Consider the following 26,265-nt stretch of genomic DNA (forward strand, 5'->3'; position numbering starts at 1 on the left):
CCGGCAGACTTTCCCTCAGGAATTCGATGACAGCTCTTGGCCAATCGTCGTTCGGTCCGTTCGTACTCATTCGCTTCTCGCCACATTGCCGGGATGATGCAACTATTGCATGTCGTCGGCAGCGCGTCATGGATTTTGGCGTTGTGCGATGGATGTTGGTCAACAATCTCCTTCGAAACCAATCGGGCCAATGAGATAGCTATAGTCAGCTCCATCGACGCGCCTATCGCAGATTGTTCAGACCCTTCATACTAGGGTAATGGGCGGCCGGCGACGACGAGTCATCTCGATAGGCAATTCCATGGCAGAAGACTCTCGATCTGGCTCTGCTTATGACCGTTGACGATGGCGGTGAGCGTGGCGGTCAGATAGGCCAGCGGATCGACCGCATTTAGTTTGCAGGTCTCGACCAGCGAGGCAATGGTCGCCCAGTTCTCCGCTCCAGCATCGTGCCCGGCGAAGAGAGAATTCTTCCTGTTCAAGGCTATCGGCCGTATGGTCCGCTCGACGCTGTTGTTGTCGATCTCGATGCGGCCGTCGCTCAGGAAGAGCCTTAGGCCATCCCAGTATTTGGCGATGTAGGCCAACGCTTCGCCTAGCGGAGATTTGATCGCGACACGGGCACGATGATGGACAAGCCAGGCCTGCATGTCGGCGATCAGCAGCGCTGAACGTTCCTGCCGTCCATCAAGGCGAGCCTGCGGATCAAGGCCGCGCAATTCGGATTCGATCCGATAGAGTTCACCGATCCGTTTGATGCCGTCCTCGGCAATCGGTGCTGCTCCGTTGCGGGCGATATCCACCAGCCTGCGACGGGCATGTGCCCAACAATAGGCAAGCCGAATGTCCGGGCCAACGCGGTCTGGTGTGATCAGCCTGTTGTATCCGGCATAGCCGTCGACTTGCAGGATACCGGAGAAGCCCTGCAATATTCGTTCGGCATGGAGCCCACCCCGACCCGGAGCATAGGTGAAGGCGACACCTGGGGGAGCGCCTCCGTTCCAAGGACGATCATCCCGCGCCAGCGCCCAAAAGTATCCGGTCTTGGTCTTGCGCGAGCCGGGATCAAGTACCGGAGCACAGGTCTCGTCCATGAACAACTTGGTCGAGCGCTTCAGGTCGGCAATCAGCGCATCGAAGACGGGACGCAACTCGAACGCTGCCCTGCCGACCCAATCGGCAAGAGTAGAGCGGTCGAGATCGACGCCCTGGCGGCTCATGATCTGGGCCTGTCGATAAAGCGGAAGGTGATCGGCATATTTGGAGACCAGCACATGGGCGACGGTTGCTTCCGTCGGCAGGCCTGCCTGGATAAGCCATGCTGGAGCCGGGGCCTGGACGACGCCATCAGTGCAGGCACGGCACCCATATTTGGGGCGGCGGGTGACAATGACGCGGAACTGCGCTGGAACCACGTCCAACCGCTCGGAGACATCCTCGCCAATGCGGTGGAGACATCCGCCGCAGATACAAACCAGGCTCTCCGGCTCGATTACCTCTTCAATACGAGGCAGATGCGTTGGAAGGGAGCCGCGGTTGAGCGCGCGTGGCTTGGTAATCCTGTTTCCGGCAGGAACGTCGGCCTCATCCTCGGCATGGATGGCAGCCATGGCCGTCTCCAGGTCTTCCAAGGCCAGGTCGAATTGGTCTGGATCGATCTTCTCGGATTTGCGCCCGAAGGCGGCCTGTTTGAATGCGGCGACCAGCTTCTCAAGCCGTTCGATCCGCTCGTCCTTGCGAGCGATTTGGACAACCTTATCCGCTTCGCTTAGTCGGGCCGCAACCAGCATTGCCTTCAAGGCGGCAACATCATCGGGAAGATCGGCGGCATCCAACATGACCGGAGCCTACCAATACCAAGCCGCTTTTGCGTTCGGAAACTGATGGGCTGAGTCATCGTGCCGCAGGCTATTCGATGGCCTCCGGCGCTCTCGTCTCGACGGCACGAACTCGTCGCCAATCGAGACCCGCAAACAAGGCTTCGAACTGGGCGTGGGTAAGCGTCATCAGCCCATCCTTGATGCCGGGCCAGGTGAAGCTGTGCTCTTCCAAGCGCTTGTAGGCCAGCACGATACCGCTTCCATCCCAGTAGATCAGCTTCAACCGGTCGGCTTTGCGAGAGCGGAACACGAAGACGGTTCCGGTGAACGGGTCCCTGTGCAGTTCGTTCTTCACCAGCGCCGCCAATCCGTCATGACCCTTGCGGAAGTCGACTGGTTTGGTCGCCACCATGATCCGCACGCGGTTCGACGGAAAGATCATGTCGTCGCCGCCAAGGCACGCGCGATGGCAGCGATCCGGGCGGTAGACGCGCCTTCCTCAAGACGGATAGTGACCGGACCGATGACAATCTCGGTGCGGGAGGTCTGCTTGGGGGTTGGCGGTTCAGGTGCGGTCGTCTCGACAACCATGGCCGCGAATTCGACTGCATCCTCAGGCTCAGGCAAAACCAGCTTGCCCTGCCGCGCCAGTGTTCGCCAGGACGACAGGTGATTGGCCTTAATGCCATGGCGCTCGGCGACTTCGTTCACCGTCACGCCCGAACGCAAGCTCTCCGAGACGATCCGCGCCTTGACCTCGTCCGGCCATTGGCGATGGGCCTCACGTCGGCCCCGCCGCGTCGTGAGAACCTCCAATGTAGTATCCATGGAGAAACTCCTTGTTGCTCTTCCATGGAAAGTCGATCACAGACCAGGCGACATCCGGCAACGTGGGAGCAGAACACCGGTTACAAATTACCTCATGTTATGCGAGCGGTGCGTTGAGCGATATCGGCCGATAACTCCGCCACGGACAGGCGGAACGAAACCGATGGTGATCTCCGGGCGACTGATTTTCCCCCGTCGGCATCGGAACAGGAGGATTGACGACTACCGCTGTGAAGCTTATCGCATCGGGTGCCGGCAGTACCAACTTGCCCTGCCGCGCTAGGTCGGAAGGTGGTTTGCCTTCAAGCCGTGCCACTCTGCAACCCCCTTCATTGTTGCGCCGGTCCGAATGCTCTTCGAAACGATTTGCGCTTTGATCTCGTCTGGCCAATGCCGGCGAACCTCGCCTACAGACTTCCTGATTGTAGGAACCTCCAATGTAATCTCCATGGAGCAAGTCCCGCTGCTCATCCACGGAAAGCCGGTCACAGACTAGGAGGACAAGGCAACGTGGGAGCGAGACAGCGGTTACATGCAAATCTCAACTTAAAGTCCACATAAGCTACTTGCCATTTAAGGTGAGAACGGGTATTTTAAACTCGCTTAACTTAGAAATTGCGCACCACTGCAAGCATAGCCTCTCGCTATGCTCCGTCTTTACATGCAAATTCAGTTGCTTACTACTTGACACTCCAGACAAGGATAGACCGCGATGACGGTCAAGGGAACAGAGGACGAGATCCGGCTCCACAATTTCGAGTCGGTGCTCGAACTCGAGCATGAATCAATACGGATTCGTCGCCGTACCGCTAAGATCGATGTCCCCCTTGAAACCCCGGGAGGCTCCCCTTCCGACCTGTTCGGCGTTACTCTCTCTGGAGGCGGAGTACGCTCAGCGTCCTATTGCTTAGGCGCCTTGCAGGCGCTGCACGCCTGGAACTTGATCAACCGCATCGACTACCTGTCAACCGTATCCGGCGGCGGATACGTGGGCACCAGCATGATCGCTGGAATGTATGCGGGCCGAGAGAAGCTAGATGAGCCGAATGCGGGAGAATGTGAATTCCCGTTTTCCCGCGCCTCCGCAGGAGATATCCGGGATTGCGAAGCGGTAAGTCATCTTCGTGATTATAGCCGTTTCCTGGCGCCCCGGGGCTTTCTGGATATTGTCACATCCGTTGCAATAATAATGCGGGGGTGGGCCGTCAATCTCCTGCTGCTTCTCGCTTTTTTGTTTCCTTCTGCCACCATCTTGATCCTGAGCAATCCGACAAGCGAAGAACTTAATCACAGTATCTTACTCGATATGGCAAACCTTGTCCTCCGCCCCGATTGGAGGACGAGCTCGTTTTGGTGGGCTGGCGTAGAGCCTGCGATCAGGAGTCCATTCCTCTTCACAATAGCGACAGCTATCTGTCTCGGCGCTTGGCTGATCGGCTGGGCACTCTACCGATCCTATATTGAAAGCGCAGGCCGTCGGCGCCGGAACGGCACTGCGTCTCTCGAACATGACGGATGGGGGGCAAACGTTGGTCGGTGGCTGATCGTTACCTTTGTCTTCGCAGCTGCCATGGAATTGCAACCAGTAGTCATAGCGGTTCTAACTGAGCAGATGAACAAGCCTGGCACGAACACCCAAGGCTTGACGAGTCTCGCGACTATTGCTGCGTCAATCGTCGGCGTGAGCGCAATGTTTCAGGGAAAGTTTATCGTGTGGATCCAGCGAGCTTTAAGCGTTCCGTCGATTGCGGCCCGCCTGCAATCTCTCTTGGCCAAATCTTTTCTTTACGGCGCGGCATTTATACTGCCCCTGTTGATCTACGGTGTCTTTGTGATGATCGTCATGTGGGGGATCAAGGATGGCACCTCCTATCGCCATGGGCCCGACGTCCTCGTTGCGAAAGACTGGACCTTCTCGATCACGCTAACCGGCCTTTCAATACTCTTCCTTCTCGGAAGCCAGATCGCGAGCAAAAACGCGAAGAGCCGTCCGTGGGAGACGTTGTCTGCGATTTTGCACGGCCACTTCAATCCTAAGGTTTTGATCTTGGTTGGAATCTGGTTGCTAGTGCTTCCGGTCGCCGCTATCGCGACGAGAGCAGGCCCCGGGAAAGACGTTGGAGACTGGATCGTCCTCTGCAACTATCTAGCTCTAACATTAGCCGTGACAGTCGTTTCGGCCGCGTTCACCGAAAACGCGAATGGGTTGCACAGGCTCTACAGGGATCGGCTTCGCGTCGCTTTCCGACTTGCAGACGGTTCTGGAAAACCGCTTCTCCTTCATTCGTTGTCCGACACCGCGCCCTATCTGCTCGTCAACGGCACTTTAAACGTCAGATTGCCGAAACAGGAAACGGTATCTCAGAATATTAATACGCGTGCCACCCCGGATCAGACCACATCTAGCCGCCTACCGGATCCAGCAAAACGCGGACGAAACGCAGAGTTTTTTATCTTTTCCAAGCACGCGATCGGTAGCGAATCGACGCTCTATGCCAATCCAAAATGGATCTGCTCGCAGGAACCAGAGTTGGACCTGGCGGCTGCAGCTGCGATCTCAGGTGCGGCGGTGTCGTCGAGCATGGGAAGGATCGGTATAGGATTGTTCGGACCAACCCTGGCTCTTCTAAATCTCCGGCTGGGGTTTTGGCTGCCCAACCCTTCGAGGCCGAGAGCTCAGGACCGCCACTGGGAAGATCTGTTCCGGCTCTATCTCTTTGCCGAGGCGTTTGGCAGGCTTCGCTCTGACAGCTCACGCATCTATGTCACCGATGGCGGCCATATAGACAATATAGGCCTCTACCAACTGCTGAAGCGTCGATGCAAATTCATAATTGTCATCGATTCCGAAGCCGATCCCGGAATGAATTTCGGCGCCTTCGCTGATGTCCAACGGTTTGCACGGATTGACGAAGGGGTGCTCGTATCGCTTGATTGGCGCCCTTTGCAAAACGCAACGCTCGAACGACTATCCAACCGATCTGGACCGCGTCCCGCCTCTTCTGCTGCGCAGCCTCAGTTTGCGATTGGCTGCATCACCTATGAAGGCGGAGATCAGGGCATTCTTCTTTACGTGAAGGCTGCCGTGACGGGTACCGAGCCGGACTATGTCTTGGACTACGAACGACGTTACCCGGACTTCCCGCACGAGGCAACAAGCGATCAATTCTTCTCCGAGGAACAAATGGAAGCTTACCGAGCGCTCGGTTTCCATACGGTCAACGCGATTTTCATGAGCGGGCAGACGGGCACCAACGACGCGTCGGTAAAATCGGAGCCGGACGCAACCTACGGGTCGATGAACCAACAACAACTGTTGCATGAACTGATTGGGAAGCTGGGAGCTCGGCGTGCCGTCGCGCGGTAACGCTCGCCTCCGGGTGCGATTTCTTTTGTCGAAGCAGGTCAAACTAGGGGGTTGAAGTGAGGACCAGTTTACGCGGCATTTGCGCGATGCTTGCTGAAGAAGCAATCGTCTTAACGACCTACAACGACGGTACCGGCACGATGACGATCGGTGCGGGACACACTGCCGCTGCCGGAGCACCAATCCCACGATCCGGCCTGACGATCTCCCTTGCAGAGGCCGTCAATATCTTCCGAAACGACCTCATTAAAACAGAGCGGGAAGTTGAAAATGCCGTCAGAACACTGCTCTCGCAGCATCAGTTTGATGCCCTGGTCTCCTGGCACTTCAATACCGGCGCCGTGTCGAAGGCCACGCTAACGCGTAAGCTTAACGCGGGAAATATTAGCGGTGCGGCAGCTGAATTCGCAATTTGGAACAAGAGCAAGGGAAAGGTACTCGAAGGCCTGATTAATCGCCGCGAACGCGAGACGGCGGTGTTCTCGAGGGGGGATTACGGCGATCCTAAAGTGCGCGTGCTGGAAAGCAAAGGTGGTCAGGACGAAGTGTTCACCGCAGACCAGATCGAGGCGCTTCTCGGAAGCGCAATTAACTCGGAAGAAGAGCAAACCACCGAGGAGCTGCTAGCCAATCCGATGTCCCAGCTACTCCCGCTGCACCGTCCTAAACAGTCAGCTGGAGTCACAAGGTCCGTACTTAATAAATTTCGCGACCTCTTACCCGAAGATGGACTTGACGATGCGGTCGCAGTGGTGGCCGTCCGTGGTTATTATCTCAACACCATGGGCAAGGAAGGAGCCAACGATCGTGGCGTCTATGACGACGCCGTCTTTGTCGTTGAGCCTGAAGGTGTTCACAACTTCAACGCCAATACCGACCCGGCCCGTTTCGCCCGCGGGGTAGCCAAATTAAAAACGCGTCAAGCCGTCCGATTCCGACCCGGCCCCCACGGGTTCTCGCGCAAGGATGGCCCCTATCCTGCCTTTCGACAGGACAGCAACTGTACTGTCATTCGAGATGAGACCGGCGAGGACACAGACACGGCCGCCAGCAGGTTCTGGATCAATCTTCACCGTGGCGGCATCACGACCACATCCAGCCTCGGCTGCCAAACCATTCCGCCGCATCAATGGAACGAGTTCAAGACGCTGGTGGATGGACTGTTGAAGAAACATAGCCAGGAAACCTTTTATTACTTGCTTGTGGATCAGCAAGATGTGCCACAGGAGGAGAAAGTCGTGTCCATTATTTCGCAAACAAACACCCCTGCAGCCCCGCAGCCAGAAGTCGATGCTGCCCAATCCCTTAAGGAACTCCTGACGCTTATAGCCATGCAACGCGGTCGCACGACTGCGTCTAGGTCCGATTTGATCGGTCTGCAAGAAATCCTTCGCATACTTACAGCCGACACCGCAGTGATCAACGGCGAGGTACTAAACGGCAAGGAACCCGACCCGCTCGTCTCAAAGAGTGACCCGAAACTAACACCAGTCAACGGTGCGTTCGGCAAAGGGATCGGTCACGCGCTTGATGGCCGAAAAACGGCGCTTGGTATCATTGGGATGCTCGCGACCACAATCCTGCCGATCTTCTTTCCGCAGTTGGCACCAGTTGCTGCGGTTGCGGGACCCCTGCTTGATGGCGTTGCAAACACGGCCGCCGCTGCGGGCACGCCACCAGAAGCAGGGTTGGGACGCGAATTGGTGACGGCGGCATTCCCGATCTTTGCTGCGATTACGGGTTGGGGGACGATGGGAAAGATCGAGAAATGGGTTCGCACAATTCGCGATGGAACGCCGACCGCTTCCACCACGTGATTGAACCAGCGCTAACACGAGCTCTAAGCTTGAGGGAGCAAATAACTGGAAGTTTGACATGTTTGTGCACGCCAAAGCCATGCGATTGGCAATATGAACTCGCGGGAACTGGCTAATTGACGACCCGCTGCGGAGCGCGAGATGCTTCCAATCCGAGGGGAACAATTCCATATCCTCACTCCTTACCCGACGGATGTGCATACGCTCCCTGTGACGAGTAGAGGGAGCCCTTAAAGGCGAGGCAGGCTCAATGAGCTGTGGCATGGCGCTTTCAGCACAATTTTGATCCAAGCCGATCTGCCGGAGACGTTCGAGTTGTTCTGAAGGGGCTAATGAAATCGCGGACGCCAGCCTCATGGTGGCAGGCGCCGTCGTTGATCCGCGGGGAGCTTACAATGAAGCGCGTAGGCCTTGTGCATGGCACTTTCGAACCGAATGCTGACTGGTGTGATCCGGGGTCGGTTCTTTATGAGACGTTGCGCAACCGTCTCCACGCAAAGCAGTTTGAGATCAAGGAATTGCACTGGACGGCAAGAAATACCTTCCGGAGCCGTTACGCCGGATCGTTGATCTTACAGAGAAAAATCGCTGGGGCGTTGGCCAGCTCCTCTGAGCTTTATCTCGTCTCACATAGCCACGGCGGCAATGTTGCATTGAAAGCCTCCGATGCTCACTTCGCGCAAGACGTTAAGCAGATCTTCATTGGTACGCCATTCATTAGGGTGAAAACGAAGATCACCGAAGTCAGTTGGTTCGCCGGTCTCATGGCGCTTCCCTTAATGAGTTGGTCCATATATCTTATAGCGTCGGCATTAGATGCAACGTTTGGCTTCCTCATTCCGCAAGCCGACATCTTTTTTCGAACCTATCCGATCCTTCAACTTTTGGCGGCTCTGGTTGCAATCGTTTTGTTGGCGCCGATGTGCGTGATCCTCGCAAGTATGTTTGGATCTCTGATCTGGTGGTTGTTGTCCGCAATTCCTCGCTTGCAACAGAACGTCCGTGACAAGAAGATCGTCACGCTCACCAACACTTGCCTCCCCACTGGACATGTTCTGTGCGTCTACACCTTGTTTGATGAGGCCTACTGGATACTGAAGATTGCGACGGCGCTTCTGGCAGTTCTCTTAGCGGCCGTCTGGGTAACAGCAGCCGGCGCATTCATTTTCAGCTGGCTCCCGATCTACATCGACTTCAAGCTCGCGGTGATCAAGTCCGTTTTTGGAGATTTCGGCCTGCGTGGTGCATTAACACCTATTCCCCCGTGCAGAGTCTGTAGGCCGGAACGATCGGATTTGTTGATCGGGATGTTCTTCTTCCCGGCGTCAGCCATCCTCCCCTTAGCGCTGCTGATCTCGCGTTGGATTGCAAACCTTTTTCTGGTTCGAGCGGCGTTCGGCTTGTTCGATCTGCCGACTGCTCTGAGCAGCCGAATCAGCGTATCCCGAACGCCATTCTATTCCTCGAGTAAGGTATTCAGAAAGCGCGTCGCCTTGACTGCTCCAGCATGGAGCAGGTTTCGTTTTCGACACTCCGTGCTTGTGCGTGACGAATCAATCGCTCATGAGGTCGCGCGGTGGATATTAATGGTCTCGGCTTCAGGGAGGTGCGCGACGTGAGGCTGCGTGTTTGATAGCCTCTGCTCAAGCCAAATCTTCCATTTGATGGACATGATCGCTCTTATCGAGAGACTGCGCGATGCTTTGGCGGCGGTAGGCATGGCCATTCCGAGCGAACGCAACCCATCCTGCAGCTTGTGCTCGCTTGGGCAAGCTGTTGCACCTCGCTCACCCGGACGGCCGCTACAGCAGCTTCATGGCATTGTGCAAACCAATACTCTTCAATCAGCAGGAGGTCTGCGTCAAGGTCTTGACCGAGCTGAAGGCGCACTGGCGAATTTCTTTCCAGTAGTGGCTTTTGACCGCATGCGGGGACCCTGCCGATCAGCCCAGTTGGTAACCTCGTATTTTTTCCCGGACGTGCGCGCGGCAGTTGCTTTTTGCGTCCCGCCGATGAATACTCAAAGTATTATTTTATTGCTGCCAATCGTAAAACTGGAGGGGACATTGACTCAGCTAGTCTTTGTACATGGGGTCGCGACGCGGGCGGGTGTGGATTACGATACGACCGTTCGAAATCGCACGCGCCTGTTTACCGATACCGTATTTGAAAATGCAAATGTTCAGATCCTGAACCCTTACTGGGGTGGCGAGAGCCCGACCATCGACCAAAGCGTCTTTGCGACCGCGTCAGCAGACAATTCATTTTCACTCAACATCGACAGGCCGGCGGGCGGTCAGGACGGTGTTGGTCAGACGGTACCCGGCAATGACCTTTCAATCGTCGCCATTGGCAGCCAGAGTCCCGTCACCGCAATCGATGCGATTCTGAGTGGGGCGGTCGATACTGCGGACCGGGAGGCGAGGCAACTGAATGACGAGGAAGTCGCCGCTTTCAAAAAAGCCGTAAACCTCATCGACGAAGACCGGGCCGATAGCCTTTTCGCCGGAACCCCGGACGAGGTTGTAATCGCCAAACGTCTGCGGAATGACGACGAACCGCGCGCCTTCGGCCTCGTTAGCAAGATCGGAGAAGCGGTCACCGCGGCGACCGACAAGGTCAAGAACGCGGTATCGACCGTCGGCTCGAAAGTTCTGAAGAGCTATTCGCCAGCCGTTGGCGTGTTTCTGGGCGATGTGTTCGTCTATCTCAACGAGGGCGAAACGCGCGAGGCAATCCGTGCCATCGTTCTGAAAGACCTCCAAGCCGCCTATGTCGCTGCCAAGGCCAAGGGGGAGCCGGTCGTACTCGTTGGACACAGTCTCGGCGGAGTGATCCTCACAGATATTCTTTCCGATCCGAAAGGCGCCGGCCTACCGGACGATTTCAAAGTCGCGGTCTTCTTTACCGTTGGCTCGCAGCCGGGCTTCTTTGCCGCACTCGAGCTCATCGCAAAGAAGAAAAATCCGACCGGAGAGCGTCTGAAACTCGACTGCGTCGGGGCCTGGTACAATGTCTTCGATCCGATCGACCCATTCGCCTTCCGTGCGGATGGCCATTTCAAGGATGTCGAGGATGTCGAGTTCGATTCAGTGACGGGGCTGATGGCTGCGCATTCGGCATATTTTACGCGGCCCCAATTCTATGCGCGGTTTCGTGCCCGGCTCATCAAACACGGGGTTCTTATCGCAAAATGACGCTCGTTCCAATTACGCGGATCGAAGAGATCGATGGGCCACAAATGCATGCGCTCGTGATTGGCGTTGGGGCCTATCCGGACGCCAAGGCCGGGAGAGGCAGCCTGCCGGAGCTGCGCGCTGTCGATGACCTGCCTAGCGCTGCCGACAGCGCGAAACTGATTTGTCGCTGGTTGCTCGATAACAAGGACAACTTCGTCGCCAGGCTATCAAGCCTGGACGTGCTGATCTCGGATCCGGCTGACGCAGCCTCCCGTTACGGATGGAACCCGGGGCCTTTCGTCGACGGAGCAACGTCCGAGCGCGTCAAGCAGGCTGGCACCGACTGGCTTGAGCGGGTCCGTCCCGGCGATGTCGCCTTCTTCTACTGCTGCGGTCACGGTGCCGTTTATGGTGGCCAGCCGGTTCTCTTTCTTGAGGATCTCAACAAGAGTAAGATCGAGCCCTGGGCTCACCTCAATCTCGGCGCGCTTGCCCAATCGCTCCGGCGCATGCCTAGCCTCGGCTGCGCGTTTATGTTCTCCGATGCTTGCGGCGAGTTCGTGACCAAGCTGGAGCTGAGCGATGCCCGCGACAGCCGATTTTACATGCCTCCGAATCTTTTCGAGCCAACGCGCAACAATGTGTCTTTCCTGTGCGCTGCATCCGAAGCGCAACTGGCTCACGATGCAACGTCGCTCGGTTTCGAGGGACCATCCGATGACGGCAGCGGGGTGCGTTTTGGACGCTTTACGCAGACGATCCTGAAAGGCCTTCAAGGGTCGTCCTCACGCTGGTCGAAAGCCGGCTGGGTCGTAGACCCCATCTCCCTCTATCAGGATCTTCGCAAGCTCAAGCAGACATTTTTTCGGGACTGGAAGGAAAAGCCGTTCGAGCCCTTCTGCCCCGTGACGCCCAACGATTTCTTTCCCATCATCCGGCACCCGCAGGCAGAGATCCCGCTTGTCGTGATGACCGATCCAGAGGCCCGGATCGTCGACTACGATCTGCACATCTGCCCTTCGAATGAACAGCAAGCGACAAAAATTCAAAGCAGGCAGCAACGCAGTCCCGAAGCGTGGCGGCTGCTGGTGCCGGCATCCCGTGATGCGCTTTATGCCGTTGCCGTCAACAATGCAGCGCGGTACGCAACGCCCTTCATTCCATCCCAACCGATGTTCGACCATGTGGTGACGGTGACATGAAAACGACGCTCTATCTTGAAGCTCCTGCCGATCTGTCAATCGGGACAGTCCGCATCTCCAATCGGAGCGGAACGCTCACGGAATGGACAGCCACACCGGGCGACCGCGTCTTTGAAAGTGACGAAATCAGCCCGGGGCCCTACGTGGTCGAGATCAGTCCCGCTGGCGTGGCTGCCCAGAGCGTCATCTTCAACGTCGAAGAGGGAAAGGCCAATACGCTGACATTGCCGTATTTTTCGGCGCTTTCGTCGATGGGCAGCAATACCGCATTTTTGAGCGCAGGCAGTGAACTCCACGCGAAGTTCGATCGGCAGCAGACCCAGTTTTTCGGGATGGAACCGAGCGCGATCGTGACGCTTCCAGTCACGGCCAGTGTCGAAAAGCTGGCAACAGACGAAGTTGATTTCAAAGAACGCAAGCTGTCCGTCGGCCTCTCTCAAGAGAGATCGGGCCGGAGGGAAAGTTTCGGGCCGTTCAGCGGCCACTCGCACGCCGAACTTGCAGGCAGCCGTCTCGACATTTCACTTTTCGACGAAGCAGCAGGTTCCGCATGGGCCGCTGGCCGCGTTCGCGTCTCGGTCGCGATCGAAGGAAGCCGGGTCGAGCGGGCGCTTGTGCCGCTCTATCGCGGCGGGACCACGATCAGCATCACCCCATCGGCCCTCTCCTCGGCCGATGTGAGCCTGGAGATTGTCCCGGCTGATCCGATGTTGCGGGCGCTTGTCCGGGCCCTCCATGCCGGCGTGTCCGAGGAGGCCAAGGTCATTCGCGACAAGATCATGCCAAAGCTGCAGCTGGAGTCTGATGGTCCGTTCGAAGGCGATCCATGGTCGGCCATTCTTGTCGGCTTGCTTTCGACGCGCTTCCCCGACATTTTCGGTGACGCAAACTACGATTGGATCGTGAACCTCGCTGACCGCGCAATTTTTGCGTTCGATGCTCAGGTCGTTGCCGCCCACTATGCCATAACGCAGGCGGGTAGCGCCGGGGCTGTACAGGAAAAGGCGGTGAAGACGGCGGTTCAACGGCTTGCAAAAGCACAAGCGGCCGGTTCTCCGTATTATGCCTATGCCGACGAACTGTTCTCAGAGCTAATTTCGGGCCTCAACGAGCTACGCATCGCCGAGAAGATTAGCGATCCGGAGATCGCAAAAGCCGTACACCGGATGTTCAGTCGATATAAGCGTGAACTAATGCTGCAGAAAAAAAGCGGCGCGACGTTTGTCTGGTTTCGTCGCGATCAGGAAGCTCTCCGGAATGGCCTTCTAGTCCCAGACCGAAAGTCGTCTGGCCTCCTTCGTCGGCCTGACACGTCAATAATTTTCGAAGGCCGCATAGCCTCAGGCAGGGTCTCGCTCGGGAACGGGCAAGGGCGACAAAAGTCCTCGCGCCGCCGACAACTGGTTGGGGACCTGGCCTTTTCCCCGCCAACCGGCGATCGCTCCTTCGAAAATTGCCCAGCCTTGTCGCGCCAGCCGGGGCCGAGAAATGACCCCAACAAGGGGCGCTTCGGCGGACAAGCTGCTACGGCAGGATTTTCCGTGACCGCGACCTTCGCAAGAACGGATGACGAGGATTGGACTAAGATCAATCTTGTTGTCGAAGCGGACCAGAATATCGATATCGCACTTGGCGACAGCGTATGGTTCTTCCTTCATCCTACATTTTCGCCTGCGCAGCTGAGAGTCCTCTTTCGTGGCCGGCGGGCGGTTCTGTCAACCGAAGCATATGGCGGGTTTACAGTGGGCGTCTGGATTCCGAAATATAAAGCTGAGCTGGAGCTAAATCTCGCCGAGCTTTCGCAGGCTCCGTCGATTATCCGCGACAGGTGACGGCCTGCGGTCGACTAGGAACACATGCAGATTGGCGCCGTAGCTGTTCGCCGGGTCGCTAGAGCAAATCTATCGCCTTGAAAGGATTCGAACTACTAACCCGGCGATTTCCTCCGCGGTTGCGTTCGCTTACTTCACAATGCGATAGGCGATATGCCGAGCGAGTGGCGTGTCGAGCATGCTGGTGGGCTCAAGCTTGATCTGATTGGGGTCGAACAGGCGAGTCCCAGCACCAAAGAGCACCGGCACGATATGCAACTCGATCTCGTCGACAAGCCCGCCGGCCAGTGCTTGGCGAAAGACGTCGGCTCCGCCCATGAGGCTCACATCCTTGCCTCTGGCCGCCGACTTCGCCTGCTTCACCGCGTCGGGAATTGTCCCAGCCGCGTGATAGATTCCAGTGCTGTGCGAAGCGAGTAACGGCCGGTGGGTGACGACGAAAAGCGGCAGCTTTAACGGCCCCGTCGGCCCGTTCTCGTCCCAGTATGGGATCGAGTCGTCATAGCATTTGCGCCCGCAGATCACGCTCCCAACATTGCTGGTGAGGCGCTGCACATATGCATCGCCCTCTGCATCGCCGTTGAAGAACCATTCGTGAAGAAATTCGCCGTTCTTGCCGAGTGGTTCCTCCATTGTCTGGTTACCTGCGCTAATGAAGCCGTCAAGCGACATGCTGATATTGAAAGCGACCTTGGTCATTTGCGTTCTCCGTGCCCGATCGGTTGAGGTTGAGCCTTCATGACGAATCAGTGTCGGTCAAATCTACATCTGGCAAAAAATAACTCGGAGCGGTCTCTTGAAGCGTCCGAACTACTCTGTGATGCGCGGCATCTATCCGCAGCAGATGCTGGCAGCCACGCAAGGTGAATGAAACCGCTGCTAAGGACTGCTTTCCGCCCTCCCAACTTCGGCTTGTGTGCACCCGTCGATACATTGCGCGATCTTCTCCGCCCAGAACGTGAACACAAACGTAACAAGCCGGACGCTGGCCTCGAAAAACCTCGCCGTGCCAAGCTCGTTGGCCCGCTATTTCAGTGCCAGTGGCGTAAAAGGTATTTATGGAATCTGACGAATTCCAAATTCTCCACGCTACCGACGACGATGTTCCGCACCCAGCCTGTGGCAAATTGGTGCCAAGAAAAGATCTTACGCTTATGGCATATCGCATCAAACCAGGACACGCATGAGTGCCCTGCGTGTATCAAGGATGAGTGAACATGCGCATTTTGCTTGTTGAAGACGATAGTATCCTCGGCTCGTCGCTTAAAAGGGCGCTGGAGAAACACGCCTTTGGCGTTGACTGGATGCGCGATGGCCAGTCGGCCCTGGAAGCGGCGGAGCATTCCGATTTTGCGGCCGTTATCCTCGACATCAACCTGCCGATCCTGAGCGGCATCGACGTTCTGAAAGGAATGCGACGGGCCGGAAATACCGTTCCGATCCTGCTGCTGACAGCTCTCGATGCGATAAGGCGCAAGGTTGAAGGTCTTGATGAGGGAGCGGACGACTACATGGTCAAGCCCTTCGACCTCGATGAACTGCTTGCCCGCCTGCGAGCGCTCATTCGGCGCCGCGACGGGCGAACGGAAAGCCTGTTGCGGTGCGGCGATGTGGAGGTAGATCCGTCGGCGATGGTCGCACGAAAAGCCAATATGCAGCTGCATATTACGGCCAAGGAATTCCACCTCCTTAAGGTGCTGATGGAGCGCAGCGGCCGATACGTGACGAAGAACGACATAGAGTATGCGCTATATGATGCCCACAGCACGGTTGAAAGCAATGCTATCGAGGTTACGATCTACAATCTGCGCAAGAAGCTCGGCACCGACTTCATCAAGTCCATCCGCGGCGTCGGTTACATGATCGAACGATGAGGACATCCACCCTTACGCGCCAGCTCTTCCTCAGGATCGCGCCTGTCGTGATGGTGGCGATCGTGGTGATCGGCGCTTTCGCTTTCAACAGCGCCACGCGTGAGATCAACAACATCTACGACGCGCAGCTCATCAATGATGCGAACGTGTTGTGGAGATTGCTACATTATCGGCTGAAGCATTCGATTGATCGCACGCCGCAGCAAGTCGATGACATCGATTTCAGTATGGATAACCAGCTTGCCTTCAATGAAGACGCCGACGATTACGCCGATGCGCATATGTTCCGCGCCTGGGTGAACGACAAGATTATGTATTATAGCAGCACCGCCTTCCCGCCCGAAGTGCCGTACCAGAAGGTCGGCTTCACCGACCTGGCCTATAAGGGAGAGAATTGGCGCGTTTATTCGCTGCCGATCCCCGATTCCGGCATTATCATGGAAGTCGGCGAGAAGATTTCGCTGCGCCAGACGCTGGTCTCCAACATCCTCCTGAACCTTTTCTTTCCGCTACTCATTCTGGTGCCGGTCATCGGTTTTCTGATCTGGCTTGGGATCCGCAGCGGCCTGCGCGCCATTTACGGGTTGGTCTATCAGATCCGCACGCGCTCGCCGGACGACCTTTCGGCCATCCTCGTCGAGGATCTGCCGCGGGACCTCCTGCCGCTTGGCCGTTCGATCAACCATCTGCTCGAAAAGCTCGGCCGCTCCCTGACGCTGGAGCGGCGTTTCTCGGATCTTGCCGCCCATCAACTGCGCACGCCGCAGGCAAGCGTCAAGCTGCTCCTGCAGATGCTGGACAAGAGCGACAGCGAACAGGAACGCAAGCCGATCATCGCGGATCTGGTGGCCAGCAACAACAGGGCAATGCACCTAATCGAACAATTGCTGCGCCTGGCACGTGTGAGCCACCATCCACTCAATCTGGTGCCGGTTTCACTTTATCGGCTGATCGCATCGACGCTCGCGGATTTCGGCAAGATCATCTCCAGCCGCGATCTTGATGTTTCCCTGGAGGGTGCGGAAGCGGCTCAGGTGCGTACAGACGAGTCACTGCTGCAGGTGATGATCAGCAACCTCCTGGATAACGCCATCAAATACACCCCTGTCGGCGGCAGGATCGAAGTCATGGTCGAGCCCGAGGCGGATTTCTGGCTGATCTCGATCAGCGACAGCGGACCTGGTATCCCCGAGGAGGAGCGTGAGGCCGTCTTCAAGCGATTCTATCGCCTGGACACGCTGCAGGCCGAAGGCGCCGGCCTCGGCCTTGCGATTGTCGCCGATACCGCCGAGCGCCTTTCCGTGTCGATAGCGCTTTCGACACCCCCCTGGGGTAACGGCCTGCGGGTCGAATTGCGCCTGCCCAAAGACTGAGGGCTACGACTGAGGCGCTGTAGCCGCCCACTCGTTTTTCATTTTCGCATCATTTTGCCCTCAGCCTTGCCTCATCGACTCCCGGTAGACACAGCCGCGGATCAAGTCGAAGGGCCACTGGATGCAAATATTTTCCGATTTTGACGGTACGATTTCCATTCGGGATGTGACTGATATCGTCCTGTCCTGCTTTGCGGGTTCGCAATGGGAAGACATCGAGCAGGAATGGAAGGACGGTCGGATCGGGTCAGCCGAGTGCATGCGCCGCCAGATCCCCCTCATCCGGGCAACCCGGCACGAGCTCGACGCACTCCTCGACACCGTGGCAATCGATCCCGGCTTCGTGGCCTTCCGTGATTACTGCCGCGAAAGCGGCCTGCCGGTCACCGTCGTCAGCGACGGCGTCGATTATTTCATTCGCCACGTCCTTGCGCTGAACGGCATCAGGGATCTGCCCGTCATCGCCAATATCCTGACCCATCGGGGGGTCGAGGGTCAGGACACCTATGCGCTTGCACCTTCGGCGGCGACAGCCGGCTGTTCGGCAGGTTCGGGCGTCTGCAAATGCAAGGTCATCGGCGGCATCGAGCGGCAGATCTACATCGGCGATGGACGGAGCGATTTCTGCGTCTCCGGCCGAGCCGGTCTCGTCTTCGCCAAGGGCAAGCTCGCCGAATACTGCAGCGACCAGGGCATTTCCTACATCGCCTTCGATGATTTCACCGACTTGATCCCCAGGATGCAAGCCGTCCTTCCCGGCATCGCGCGGGCCCCCCGCGCACTGCTCCAATCTTCAATCGCATAACCAGACCGAGAGGTTCACTATGAACATTGTCAACGCCGACGCCTTCAAGGAAAACACCGCGCTCACCGAAAAGTCGGAAGCCGAGCTGCGGGTTCTGGAGGAGACCTATTGCTCGCATGGCGATACGGTCCACTACGCGGCGGAACCGAAATTCTTCGAGGAATGCGAAGGCTCCTACGTCTATGACGCAAAGGGGACACCGTTTCTCGATCTGCAGATGTGGTATTCCGCCGTCAATTTCGGCTATCGCAACGAGAGGCTGAATGCCGCCGTGCATCGGCAGCTCGACCGGCTGCCGCAAGTCGCCTCGCAATATCTGCATCGCGAGAAGGTCGAGCTTGCGACGATGATCGCCCAAGATGCCGAGCGCAAGTTCGACCGCAAGGGGCGCGTTCATTTCAATGTCGGCGGCTCGCAGGCAGTCGAAGATTCGCTGAAGCTGGTGCGCAATTATACGGGCGGCAAAAGCCTGATGTTCGCCTTCGAAGGCGGCTATCACGGCCGCACCCTCGGCGCCTCGGCCATCACCTCCAGCTACCGCTATCGCCGCCGCTTCGGCCATTTCGGCGAACGGGCGCAATTCATCGAGTTTCCCTATCACTTCCGCGGCCCGAAGGGCATGTCGAAGGAGGAATACGGAGAGCATTGCGTGCGCAAGTTCGCCCGCCTCTTTGAAAGCGAATATAACGGCGTCTGGGATCCGAAGGTCGGCAGTGCCGAATATGCGGCCTTTTATATCGAACCGATCCAGGGCACCGGCGGCTATGTCATTCCGCCGATGAATTTCTTCACCGAACTCAAGAAGGTCCTGGATCAGCACGGCATCTTGCTTGTCGTCGACGAGATCCAGATGGGAGTCTACCGGACCGGAAAACTCTGGTCGATCGAGCATTTCGGCGTCTCGCCCGACGTTCTCGTCTTCGGCAAGGCGATCACCAATGGGCTTAACCCCCTCTCGGGTGTCTGGGCCAGGGAGGAAATGATCAATCCGACCGTCTTCCCGCCCGGCTCCACCCATTCCACCTTTGCCAGCAATCCGATGGGAACGGCCGTTGCGCTCGAAACCATGAAGATGCTGGAAGAGGAGGATTTCGGCGCGGCGATCATGGCCAAGGGCGCCTATTTCCTCGATGGCCTGAAGCAGCTTCAGAAGCGCCATGCAATCGTCGGCGACGTCGACGGGCTCGGATTGGCGCTGAGATGCGAAATCTGCAAGGAAGACGGTTTCACGCCCGACAAGGCGACGATGGACTGGCTTTGCGACGAAGGCATGAAGGGCGACCTCCAGGTCGGCAACAAGGTCTATGGCCTCGTTCTCGATGTCGGCGGCTACCACAAAAACGTCATCACCCTGGCGCCGAACCTGCTGATCTCACACGAAGAGATCGATCTGGCGCTGACGCTGCTCGACCAGCTCTTCACGCGCGCGGCCCGGAGGTAGCACGGTGCAGCTTCTCCTCCTTCATCTCGACGATGCTTTGGAGTTGCAGCCTGACTTCGTGCGCACCTGCACGCTTGCAGGCGCGTGCCACCATGTCGACAAGCGGGGCGGCAGTGCAATCAGATTGTGGGGCAGGCAGAAGATGTTGACCGACCTTGGCCGGGATATCTCCCGGTCACTGCCCTCTCGAGGCAGGGGACCGCAGCTTGCCTTCATGGGCTCGGGCGATTTCCACCACGTGACCGCTCTGCTTCTCGATACGGCCCTCGAACGGCGACCGGTTTCGACCACTCTCATTCATTTCGACAATCACCCGGACTGGGTGAATTTCGAGGGCGGCATGCATTGCGGCTCGTGGATCAACAGCGCCCTGTCTAACCCCAGGATAGAGAAGGTCGTCACGGTCGGCGTCTGCAGCCACGATCTGCGCAACCCCGAACGCAAGGGCGCCAATCTGCGCGGGCTGAGGGAAGGCAAGCTTGAGCTTTACCCTTACGAGCATCCACCAAGCCGCGTCTCTGCCGAATACGGCAGCGGCGCCAGCTACCGGCAGGATGGGCGCGCCCTGTACTGGAATTCCATCTCCGAGATCGGCGAAGAGAATTTCGTCGACCTGATCCTCAGCCGCATCGGCACCGAGGCGGTCTATTTCACGATCGACAAGGACGTGCTTGCCGCCGATGATGCCGTGACCAACTGGGATCAGGGTCGCATGCGCCTGCCCTATCTGATGGCGCTGATCAGCGAGATCGGCAGCCGCCATCGCGTCGTCGGCGCCGACGTCATCGGCGATTATTCGGTGCCGAGCTACGCCGGCGGCCTCACGACCCGGCTCCTGAAGCAGGCGGAAATCTTCATCGATCAGCCGCGGCTGCGCCAGGCGACGGACGCCGTGCGCAACATCAACAGCGCCGCAAATCACGCCTTGCTGGAAGTCCTGGCGGAATTGATGGAATGACCGGCGGCCTCACCTTGCCGATGTTCGGCCTGATCCTGTTCTGCGTGGTCGCCGAAACCGCCCGCGAGGTCTGCTTCAAGCAGGCGGCCAACGACAGCGCCGTTCTGGCAACCCTGGCCAAACCGCTGACCTGGCTCGGCATCGCCTTCTGGGCGATCGAACTGCTTGCCTGGACGGCGGTGCTCGCCCGCGTGCCGCTGACCATCGCCTTTCCGCTGATGGCGCTCAGCTATGTCGGGACCGTCGTCGCGGGTGCCGCCGTCTTCAAGGAAACTATCAACCTTCGCCACGCGGCTGGCGTGTTTCTCATTGCCGCCGGCGTGGCCTGCGTGGGAGCAACCGGACTATGAAAATCTTTGCTCATACCAGATGGGATGCCGCCCCCGTGCTTGCGGCCTTCGCGCATCTCGTCTTCGACATCTACCTGATCGTCGGCTTCGAAAGCCGGCCGCTCTGGGTCTCCGCGATCCTGGGTTGCCTCTATGCCGTATCGATATCCTGGAACATCAACAGCATCTCGCACAATTTCATCCACACGCCCTATTTCAAGCCGCGCTGGATGAATTACGGCTTCGGCCTACTGGAGTCGGTGGCGATCGGTTTTTCTCAGACCTATTACCACTGGGTGCACATGCGCCATCACTCCGGCAACAGCGACCGGCCGGATGAAAACGGCGGTACGATCGATCTCCTGTCGATCTACCGCCATGGCCAGAACGGCGAGCCAGAGAATGTCTGGTCCTACACGCTGAAGAGCTTCTTCCGCGACAGTCTCGGCGATATTCACAAGGCGATCGCCAAGAACCGTCCTTTCGACGCCGCATGGGGCCGTTTCGAATTGTTGGCCTTCCTCGGCCTGGCGGCGATCGCGCTGATCTACGATTGGAAGGCGGTGCTGTTTTTCGTGCCGTTTTACTACGCCGGCAACTGCCTATCGTCGCTCAACGGCTATTACGAACACCTGCATGGCGATCCGGACGAACCAATTGCCTGGGGCGTGAGCAGCCACAAGCCGTTCTACAACTGGCTTTGGTTCGGCAATGGCTACCATGCCGAACATCATTACCGGCCGCGCACCCACTGGACGAAGCTTGCGGCACTGCACGAACAGATCAGGGAAGACCAGGAAAAGGCCGGCACGCATGTGATCAGCACCTGCCACGCCCTGGGCTTCATGGCTCCGGAAAACCGCGAGATGGAGCTTCGGCATGAGGTCTGAGCAGTTGAGCTTCTTCCTGCCGGGAACCAATGGCAAAGGTGTGCTGCTGATCCACGGCCTGACGGGCGCCCCGGCCGAAATGAAGCTCGTGGCGCGCCAGCTCAACCGGCGCGGCTACAGCGTTCACGCGCCTTTGCTCGCCGGTCATGGCGAAGACATCAGGACGCTGCGCCGTACCCAGTGGGAAGACTGGCTGGCAAGCGTCGTGCGTGGATCCGAATTCCTGGCGGAGCGCACGCAAGCGGTTTTTGCCGCCGGCATCTGCGTCGGCGGCAAGCTTTCATTGCTGGCCGCCAAGCACCGGCCGGACCTGATCAAGGCGGTGGCGATCTACTCGCCCTGCTTCCACTACGACGGCTGGGACGTTCCGCGACATTATACGATACTGTCGCCGCATATAGGCTGGCTGTCGCGCGTGCCGTTTCTCGACCGGCTCAATTTCAGGGAAAACCAATCGCTCGGCATCAAGGATGATCGCATGCGCCGCCTGGTCGAGGACATGGCGGGCGAAGGCATGCTCGACAAATTCCCCGGCCGCGGCATCGTCGAGATGTATCGATTGGGCAAGGCGCTTCGCGGAACCTTGCCGGAGATCCAGACGCCAACCCTGATCCTCCACGCCGAAGAGGACGATCTTAGCAACCCCCGGCATGCGCTTTACATATCCGATCACATCGGCGGGCCGCATGAACTCAAGTGGATCAAGGACAGCTACCACATGATCCATCTCGACCGTCAGCATCGACAGGTCGCGGAATTCACGGCCAATTTCTTTGAGGCAGGCCATGCTGAAGCTCGCTTATAGACAATTTCCCGCCGAAGACGGCGAGCCGGTCGCACAGGTCTACGACACGATCCGCGCCATCGGCCGCGAAGCCTGGAATGCCTGCTACCGCGGCCAGGTCGAAGATTATGATTGCCTGCTTGCGATCGAAGACGCCGGCATCGGTGACTTCGATTGGCGCTACATTGCGATCGTCGAGAACGGAAGGATCAGCGCCGCCATGCCGGCGTTCCTCTGCCCTTATCCGCTAGACACGACACTGGAAGAGGGGTTGCCGCGCCGGTTGATCCGCCGCGTGCGACAACACGTTTCAGGCTTCCTGGTGCTGCGGCTTGCCTGCCTCGGCTCGCCGTGCACCGAAAACGGCGTCATAGGCTTTCATGCCGAAGTGCCGGAGGAACGTCGTGAAGCACTGCTCGGCGAGCTGCTCGACGCCTTCGAAAGTCTCGCGGCTCGGGAAGGCTGCGCGCTGATGGGGATCAAGGATATTCCCGCGCCGGTCGCCCTGGAATTCGGCGCCGTGTTTTCAAAACGGCGCTATGCCGCAATCGGCGGCCTGCCATCCGCCTGGCTCGATGTCGATTTTCAGACGATCGACGAATACATGGCCCGGCTGTCTGCGGGCACGCGCAAGGACATGCGGCGCAAGATGAAGTCCTTCGACGCCGTCCGGGTCGAAATCAGAACGGATGTGGGCGACGTGCTGACGCGGATCATGGCGCTCTACCACGATACACGCAATCGCAGCGAATGGCAGTTCGAAGAGCTGACGCCCGCCTATTTTGAGGGGATCCTGACGCATATGCGCGGCCGTTCGTTCTGTGTCCTCTATTTTGTCGAGGACGAACTGATGGCTGCCAATCTTATCGTTCATGATGATCGCGTCGCGATCGACAAGTTCTTCTGCATGGATGGCGAACAGGGACGGCCGTACAATCTCTATTTCCTGAGCTGGTTCACCAATCTGCGTTATTGCCTTGATAGCGGTCTCAGCCGTTACCAGAGCGGCCAGGCATATTATGAAAACAAGGTGCGGCTCGGCAGCCAGTTGACGGCCAACACCATGTTTTTCCGCCACCGCAATCCCGTGCTGCAGACATTGCTGCGGCTTGTCTCCCCGCTTTTTTCCGCGGAGCAAGCCAAGTGATGACGTCGATGCGCCTGACATGGCTTGCCGTGCCTGCTCTCAATACGCTGTTTCAGATTTTCATGAAGCTCGGCGCCGTACAGTTGAACGGTGCCGAGGGAGCGACCTTGCTGCACGACGCGCTTGCCTCGCACTGGATCCTGGCGGCCCTCGTCGTCGAGGTTGTCTGCTTCTTGGTCTGGATGACCATTCTGGCCGAGCTCGACCTCAGCCGGGCCTTTCCGCTCTCGGGTATCAGCTATGTCCTGATCATTGCGAGCGGCTGGTTGATGTTCGGCGAGCCGGTCGTCGCACTCCAGATCGTCGGTAGCGGCCTGATCCTTGCCGGCGTCTGGCTGATCGCCGGCGCATCGGAGGCGACGCACGCAGTCAATGACCCCCGCAGCGGGCACGCCCTGCCCCGCGCGCATCTTGGCAAGGATCGGTGATGGTGCAATCACAAGGCTTCCTCTTCGAGAGGATCGGCGCTGCGGCCGCGGCCTTCACCAACTGGATCATGGCGCGGGCGCTTTCTCGCATCGTCACGCATGGTTGCCTCGACGTTACCACGTCCAATGGCCGCCTGCTCTCCTTCGGTGACGCATCCGGTGAGCGGGTTCATGTGCGCTTCGCCGATCTTGATGCGCAATGGGCCTTCCTGATCGATGCCGATATGCGGCTCGGCGAACTCTACATGGACCGCCGCTTTCTCGTCGAACGTGGTTCACTTTACGACTTCCTGGCAATGATGTTGCGCGAGGCGCAGAACGCCAGGCATCCCCTCGTCGCCCGGCTTATCGATGGTGCCCGCACCCGGTTGCGCACCTTCCGCCATCGCAATCTGCCGACGCGCTCGAAAGCCAATGTCGCGCATCACTACGATCTCGACGGACGGCTCTACGAGCTCTTCCTCGACGCGGACCGGCAATATTCCTGCGCCTATTTTGAAAGTCCCGACCAGTCGCTCGATGGCGCGCAGCTTGCCAAAAAGCGGCATCTCGCCGCCAAACTGCAGATCGCCCCCGGCAACAGGGTGCTCGATATCGGCTGCGGCTGGGGTGGGCTGGCCCTGCATGTGGCGGATCATGCACGGGGTGGCCATGTGCTTGGTATCACGCTGTCGGAAGAGCAGCATGCCTACGCGATAAAACGGGCCGCCGAACGCGGGGGAAGCTCAGCGGCTGTCGAGTTTGCGCTGCAAGACTACCGCAGCCTGACGGGACGTTTCGACCGGATTGTCTCGGTCGGTATGTTCGAGCATGTCGGGCGGGCATTCTATCGCGCCTTCTTCGAAAAATGCGCCGAACTGCTGGACGACGACGGCGTGATGGTCTTGCATACGATCGGCTGTTCGGCGACGCCGGGCTTCACCACGCCGTGGCTCGACAAATATATCTTTCCCGGCGGCTATATTCCCGCCTTGTCCGAAATCATCCCGGAAATCGAGAAGGCCGGGCTCGTCGTCACCGATATCGAGGTGCTGCGCCTCCATTATGCATGGACGCTGGCAGAGTGGCGAAGACGCTTCATGGCAAGATGGGACGAGGCTGCAGCGCTTTACGATGAGCGCTTCTGCCTGATGTGGGAATATTACCTTGCCAGCGCGGAAGCCGCATTCCGCTATGAGGACCTGGTGGTTTTCCAGATCCAGTTGACCAAGCGTAATGACAACCTTCCGGTGACACGCGACTATATCGGGGCCTATGAGAAGGCGGCGGCGCGGCGCTTAGAAGCCGATCTGGAAGGAACGGTTGAGGGTAAAGCCGATCACGTTTTGATCGGCTGAGCCGATCTTCGAGGGGATCGGACTGTCGGCCGCATCGCCGACCAGGCGGCTGTATTTGTCATAGACCTGCACGGTCCAGGCCGGCGACAGCGTATAGGTCGCTGCCGCGGTGAAGCCGATCGATTTCACACTGCCGCTTGCGCCGAACGCATCGACGTTCCCGTTGCTGGCGGCGTCAGTGACCGAAACCCCGAAATTGTTGCGCATATAGGTGGAGTCCGCGAGAGACAGGCGCGGGCCGGCAGACAGAAGCCAGCGATCCCCAAGCGGCTGAAACCAGTCGAGATAGAGATCGGCAAGCAGACCGTCGCCACCCCAGAGCGCCTGACGCGTTTCGGCCCGTACGCGCAGGCGATCCTCTATCGGCCAATATTGCAAGTAGACACCGGCATCGAAATTCCAGTGTACCCGGCGCAGACCTTGCAAGTCGGAGTCTTCGAGCGGCGACCGCCCGCCTCTCAGACCGACAACCGGGCCGATCTCGACGCCACCGACATCAAACAGACCATAGTCGATATTGTCGTCGGGAGCGCTGTATTCCGCCGCATCTCCCAAGCGCCTGACGTCAAAGGACGGCATACCGCTGACGGAAAGATGCTTTGACCCTTCATAGGACGGACCATATTCGACGGAGCCACCGAAGGTGACGATCCATTGGCTCTTCGCCGATGTCGCATCCTGGCTCATTCCCGGGTGAGCATCGATCAATGTCAGTCCCAGGGAAACGGCTGCAATCGCAGGTGACGCCTTCCAAAAAGAGACCATATACGCTCAGCTCCGCGGCACTCAAGCGGACGATAACGCCGCCGCAATACTCTTCTACAGTTTAAGCCGCGGTTGGGCCATAGCCGGAC

Annotated in this window: 23 protein-coding genes; 17 read left to right on the forward strand and 6 right to left on the reverse strand. The window is 58.2% G+C overall.

Going from position 1 to position 26,265, the window contains the following annotated elements; translation table 11 throughout:
• Positions 1 to 281: 281 nt before the first annotated feature.
• The 4 genes from tnpC to FHT75_RS36565 form a co-directional block, all read right to left on the reverse strand.
• The gene (gene tnpC, locus FHT75_RS32800) at positions 282 to 1,838 is read right to left on the reverse strand and encodes an IS66 family transposase (RefSeq protein ID WP_183845536.1); all 1,557 of its coding nucleotides are present in this window, start codon (positions 1,836 to 1,838) and stop codon (positions 282 to 284) included.
• A gap of 70 nt (positions 1,839 to 1,908) precedes the next feature.
• The gene (gene tnpB, locus FHT75_RS32805; protein ID WP_027684257.1) at positions 1,909 to 2,262 is read right to left on the reverse strand and encodes an IS66 family insertion sequence element accessory protein TnpB; all 354 of its coding nucleotides are present in this window, start codon (positions 2,260 to 2,262) and stop codon (positions 1,909 to 1,911) included.
• Positions 2,259 to 2,648 carry an IS66-like element accessory protein TnpA gene (gene tnpA / locus FHT75_RS32810; RefSeq protein WP_183845537.1) on the reverse strand — a complete coding sequence of 130 codons (390 nt, stop codon included), beginning with the start codon at positions 2,646 to 2,648 and terminating at the stop codon, positions 2,259 to 2,261. Before tnpA ends, tnpB begins: the two co-directional genes overlap by 4 nt.
• A 279-nt stretch (positions 2,649 to 2,927) precedes the next feature.
• Positions 2,928 to 3,119 (reverse strand): transposase, encoded by a 192-nt coding sequence (locus tag FHT75_RS36565; protein WP_080759953.1) that lies wholly within the window; start codon positions 3,117 to 3,119, stop codon positions 2,928 to 2,930.
• A gap of 241 nt (positions 3,120 to 3,360) precedes the next feature.
• Between FHT75_RS36565 and FHT75_RS32820 the strand changes: the two genes are divergently transcribed.
• The 6 genes from FHT75_RS32820 (at position 3,361) to FHT75_RS32845 (ending at position 14,045) form a co-directional block, all read left to right on the forward strand.
• On the forward strand, positions 3,361 to 6,015 hold the full coding sequence (locus FHT75_RS32820) for a patatin-like phospholipase family protein (protein WP_048338572.1): 2,655 nt from the start codon (positions 3,361 to 3,363) through the stop codon (positions 6,013 to 6,015).
• Between the two features lie 86 nt (positions 6,016 to 6,101).
• A complete protein-coding gene (locus tag FHT75_RS32825) occupies positions 6,102 to 7,832 on the forward strand; it encodes a lysozyme (RefSeq protein WP_210299156.1) in 1,731 nt (576 codons plus the stop codon).
• A gap of 395 nt (positions 7,833 to 8,227) precedes the next feature.
• Entirely contained in the window at positions 8,228 to 9,451 is a 1,224-nt protein-coding gene (locus FHT75_RS32830; protein ID WP_183845539.1) for a hypothetical protein, read from the forward strand.
• Positions 9,452 to 9,457: 6 nt separating this feature from the next.
• On the forward strand, positions 9,458 to 11,029 hold the full coding sequence (locus FHT75_RS32835; protein ID WP_155295772.1) for a hypothetical protein: 1,572 nt from the start codon (positions 9,458 to 9,460) through the stop codon (positions 11,027 to 11,029).
• Positions 11,026 to 12,213: a caspase family protein gene (locus tag FHT75_RS32840; protein ID WP_155295773.1), complete on the forward strand. Its 1,188-nt coding sequence runs from the start codon at positions 11,026 to 11,028 to the stop codon at positions 12,211 to 12,213. Before FHT75_RS32835 ends, FHT75_RS32840 begins: the two co-directional genes overlap by 4 nt.
• On the forward strand, positions 12,210 to 14,045 hold the full coding sequence (locus tag FHT75_RS32845) for a pYEATS domain-containing protein (RefSeq protein WP_048338576.1): 1,836 nt from the start codon (positions 12,210 to 12,212) through the stop codon (positions 14,043 to 14,045). Before FHT75_RS32840 ends, FHT75_RS32845 begins: the two co-directional genes overlap by 4 nt.
• 129 nt (positions 14,046 to 14,174) lie before the next feature.
• Here the strand turns inward: FHT75_RS32845 and FHT75_RS32850 are convergent, their stop codons facing one another.
• A complete protein-coding gene (locus FHT75_RS32850) occupies positions 14,175 to 14,744 on the reverse strand; it encodes a dihydrofolate reductase family protein (RefSeq protein WP_183845540.1) in 570 nt (189 codons plus the stop codon).
• Between the two features lie 518 nt (positions 14,745 to 15,262).
• On the opposite strand from FHT75_RS32850, the gene FHT75_RS32855 reads away from it, so the two are divergent.
• From FHT75_RS32855 to FHT75_RS32905, 11 genes are all read left to right on the forward strand, one after another.
• The gene (locus tag FHT75_RS32855; protein WP_183845541.1) at positions 15,263 to 15,919 is read left to right on the forward strand and encodes a response regulator transcription factor; all 657 of its coding nucleotides are present in this window, start codon (positions 15,263 to 15,265) and stop codon (positions 15,917 to 15,919) included.
• The gene (locus FHT75_RS32860; protein WP_183845542.1) at positions 15,916 to 17,292 is read left to right on the forward strand and encodes an ATP-binding protein; all 1,377 of its coding nucleotides are present in this window, start codon (positions 15,916 to 15,918) and stop codon (positions 17,290 to 17,292) included. The genes FHT75_RS32855 and FHT75_RS32860 overlap by 4 nt, the downstream gene beginning before the upstream one ends.
• A 121-nt stretch (positions 17,293 to 17,413) precedes the next feature.
• Complete coding sequence (locus FHT75_RS32865; RefSeq protein WP_183845543.1) at positions 17,414 to 18,097, forward strand: MtnX-like HAD-IB family phosphatase; 684 nt, start codon at positions 17,414 to 17,416, stop codon at positions 18,095 to 18,097.
• A gap of 19 nt (positions 18,098 to 18,116) precedes the next feature.
• On the forward strand, positions 18,117 to 19,538 hold the full coding sequence (locus FHT75_RS32870; protein WP_183845544.1) for an aspartate aminotransferase family protein: 1,422 nt from the start codon (positions 18,117 to 18,119) through the stop codon (positions 19,536 to 19,538).
• Between the two features lie 4 nt (positions 19,539 to 19,542).
• On the forward strand, positions 19,543 to 20,496 hold the full coding sequence (locus FHT75_RS32875) for an arginase (RefSeq protein WP_183845545.1): 954 nt from the start codon (positions 19,543 to 19,545) through the stop codon (positions 20,494 to 20,496).
• Positions 20,493 to 20,846, forward strand: a complete 354-nt coding sequence (locus FHT75_RS32880) for a permease (protein ID WP_183845546.1) — start codon at positions 20,493 to 20,495, stop codon at positions 20,844 to 20,846. The genes FHT75_RS32875 and FHT75_RS32880 overlap by 4 nt, the downstream gene beginning before the upstream one ends.
• Positions 20,843 to 21,715: a fatty acid desaturase family protein gene (locus tag FHT75_RS32885; protein WP_183845547.1), complete on the forward strand. Its 873-nt coding sequence runs from the start codon at positions 20,843 to 20,845 to the stop codon at positions 21,713 to 21,715. The genes FHT75_RS32880 and FHT75_RS32885 overlap by 4 nt, the downstream gene beginning before the upstream one ends.
• Positions 21,705 to 22,520: an alpha/beta hydrolase gene (locus FHT75_RS32890; protein ID WP_183845548.1), complete on the forward strand. Its 816-nt coding sequence runs from the start codon at positions 21,705 to 21,707 to the stop codon at positions 22,518 to 22,520. Before FHT75_RS32885 ends, FHT75_RS32890 begins: the two co-directional genes overlap by 11 nt.
• Positions 22,501 to 23,646, forward strand: coding sequence for a GNAT family N-acetyltransferase (locus FHT75_RS32895; RefSeq protein WP_183845549.1), 1,146 nt, complete (start codon positions 22,501 to 22,503; stop codon positions 23,644 to 23,646). Before FHT75_RS32890 ends, FHT75_RS32895 begins: the two co-directional genes overlap by 20 nt.
• On the forward strand, positions 23,646 to 24,074 hold the full coding sequence (locus FHT75_RS32900; protein ID WP_183845550.1) for an EamA family transporter: 429 nt from the start codon (positions 23,646 to 23,648) through the stop codon (positions 24,072 to 24,074). Before FHT75_RS32895 ends, FHT75_RS32900 begins: the two co-directional genes overlap by 1 nt.
• Positions 24,074 to 25,411: an SAM-dependent methyltransferase gene (locus FHT75_RS32905; protein ID WP_183845551.1), complete on the forward strand. Its 1,338-nt coding sequence runs from the start codon at positions 24,074 to 24,076 to the stop codon at positions 25,409 to 25,411. Before FHT75_RS32900 ends, FHT75_RS32905 begins: the two co-directional genes overlap by 1 nt.
• Here the strand turns inward: FHT75_RS32905 and FHT75_RS32910 are convergent.
• Positions 25,352 to 26,176, reverse strand: coding sequence for a MipA/OmpV family protein (locus tag FHT75_RS32910; RefSeq protein WP_183845552.1), 825 nt, complete (start codon positions 26,174 to 26,176; stop codon positions 25,352 to 25,354). The two genes, FHT75_RS32905 and FHT75_RS32910, sit on opposite strands and share 60 nt — an antisense overlap.
• Positions 26,177 to 26,265: the final 89 nt, after the last annotated feature.

Source organism: Rhizobium sp. BK112 (assembly GCF_014193215.1).
GTDB classification, from domain to species: Bacteria; Pseudomonadota; Alphaproteobacteria; order Rhizobiales; family Rhizobiaceae; genus Rhizobium; species Rhizobium anhuiense.

Bases quoted from the DNA above. Each gene is read 5' to 3' on its own strand.
- tnpC (WP_183845536.1), bottom strand. From the start codon at position 1,838: ATGTTGGATGCCGCCGATCTTCCCGATGATGTTGCCGCCTTGAAGGCA.
- tnpB (WP_027684257.1), bottom strand. From the start codon at position 2,262: ATGATCTTTCCGTCGAACCGCGTGCGGATCATGGTGGCGACCAAACCA.
- tnpA (WP_183845537.1), bottom strand. From the start codon at position 2,648: ATGGATACTACATTGGAGGTTCTCACGACGCGGCGGGGCCGACGTGAG.
- FHT75_RS36565 (WP_080759953.1), bottom strand. From the start codon at position 3,119: ATGAGCAGCGGGACTTGCTCCATGGAGATTACATTGGAGGTTCCTACA.
- FHT75_RS32820 (WP_048338572.1), top strand. From the start codon at position 3,361: ATGACGGTCAAGGGAACAGAGGACGAGATCCGGCTCCACAATTTCGAG.
- FHT75_RS32825 (WP_210299156.1), top strand. From the start codon at position 6,102: ATGCTTGCTGAAGAAGCAATCGTCTTAACGACCTACAACGACGGTACC.
- FHT75_RS32830 (WP_183845539.1), top strand. From the start codon at position 8,228: ATGAAGCGCGTAGGCCTTGTGCATGGCACTTTCGAACCGAATGCTGAC.
- FHT75_RS32840 (WP_155295773.1), top strand. From the start codon at position 11,026: ATGACGCTCGTTCCAATTACGCGGATCGAAGAGATCGATGGGCCACAA.
- FHT75_RS32845 (WP_048338576.1), top strand. From the start codon at position 12,210: ATGAAAACGACGCTCTATCTTGAAGCTCCTGCCGATCTGTCAATCGGG.
- FHT75_RS32850 (WP_183845540.1), bottom strand. From the start codon at position 14,744: ATGACCAAGGTCGCTTTCAATATCAGCATGTCGCTTGACGGCTTCATT.
- FHT75_RS32855 (WP_183845541.1), top strand. From the start codon at position 15,263: ATGCGCATTTTGCTTGTTGAAGACGATAGTATCCTCGGCTCGTCGCTT.
- FHT75_RS32860 (WP_183845542.1), top strand. From the start codon at position 15,916: ATGAGGACATCCACCCTTACGCGCCAGCTCTTCCTCAGGATCGCGCCT.
- FHT75_RS32865 (WP_183845543.1), top strand. From the start codon at position 17,414: ATGCAAATATTTTCCGATTTTGACGGTACGATTTCCATTCGGGATGTG.
- FHT75_RS32870 (WP_183845544.1), top strand. From the start codon at position 18,117: ATGAACATTGTCAACGCCGACGCCTTCAAGGAAAACACCGCGCTCACC.
- FHT75_RS32880 (WP_183845546.1), top strand. From the start codon at position 20,493: ATGACCGGCGGCCTCACCTTGCCGATGTTCGGCCTGATCCTGTTCTGC.
- FHT75_RS32885 (WP_183845547.1), top strand. From the start codon at position 20,843: ATGAAAATCTTTGCTCATACCAGATGGGATGCCGCCCCCGTGCTTGCG.
- FHT75_RS32890 (WP_183845548.1), top strand. From the start codon at position 21,705: ATGAGGTCTGAGCAGTTGAGCTTCTTCCTGCCGGGAACCAATGGCAAA.
- FHT75_RS32895 (WP_183845549.1), top strand. From the start codon at position 22,501: ATGCTGAAGCTCGCTTATAGACAATTTCCCGCCGAAGACGGCGAGCCG.
- FHT75_RS32900 (WP_183845550.1), top strand. From the start codon at position 23,646: ATGACGTCGATGCGCCTGACATGGCTTGCCGTGCCTGCTCTCAATACG.
- FHT75_RS32905 (WP_183845551.1), top strand. From the start codon at position 24,074: ATGGTGCAATCACAAGGCTTCCTCTTCGAGAGGATCGGCGCTGCGGCC.
- FHT75_RS32910 (WP_183845552.1), bottom strand. From the start codon at position 26,176: ATGGTCTCTTTTTGGAAGGCGTCACCTGCGATTGCAGCCGTTTCCCTG.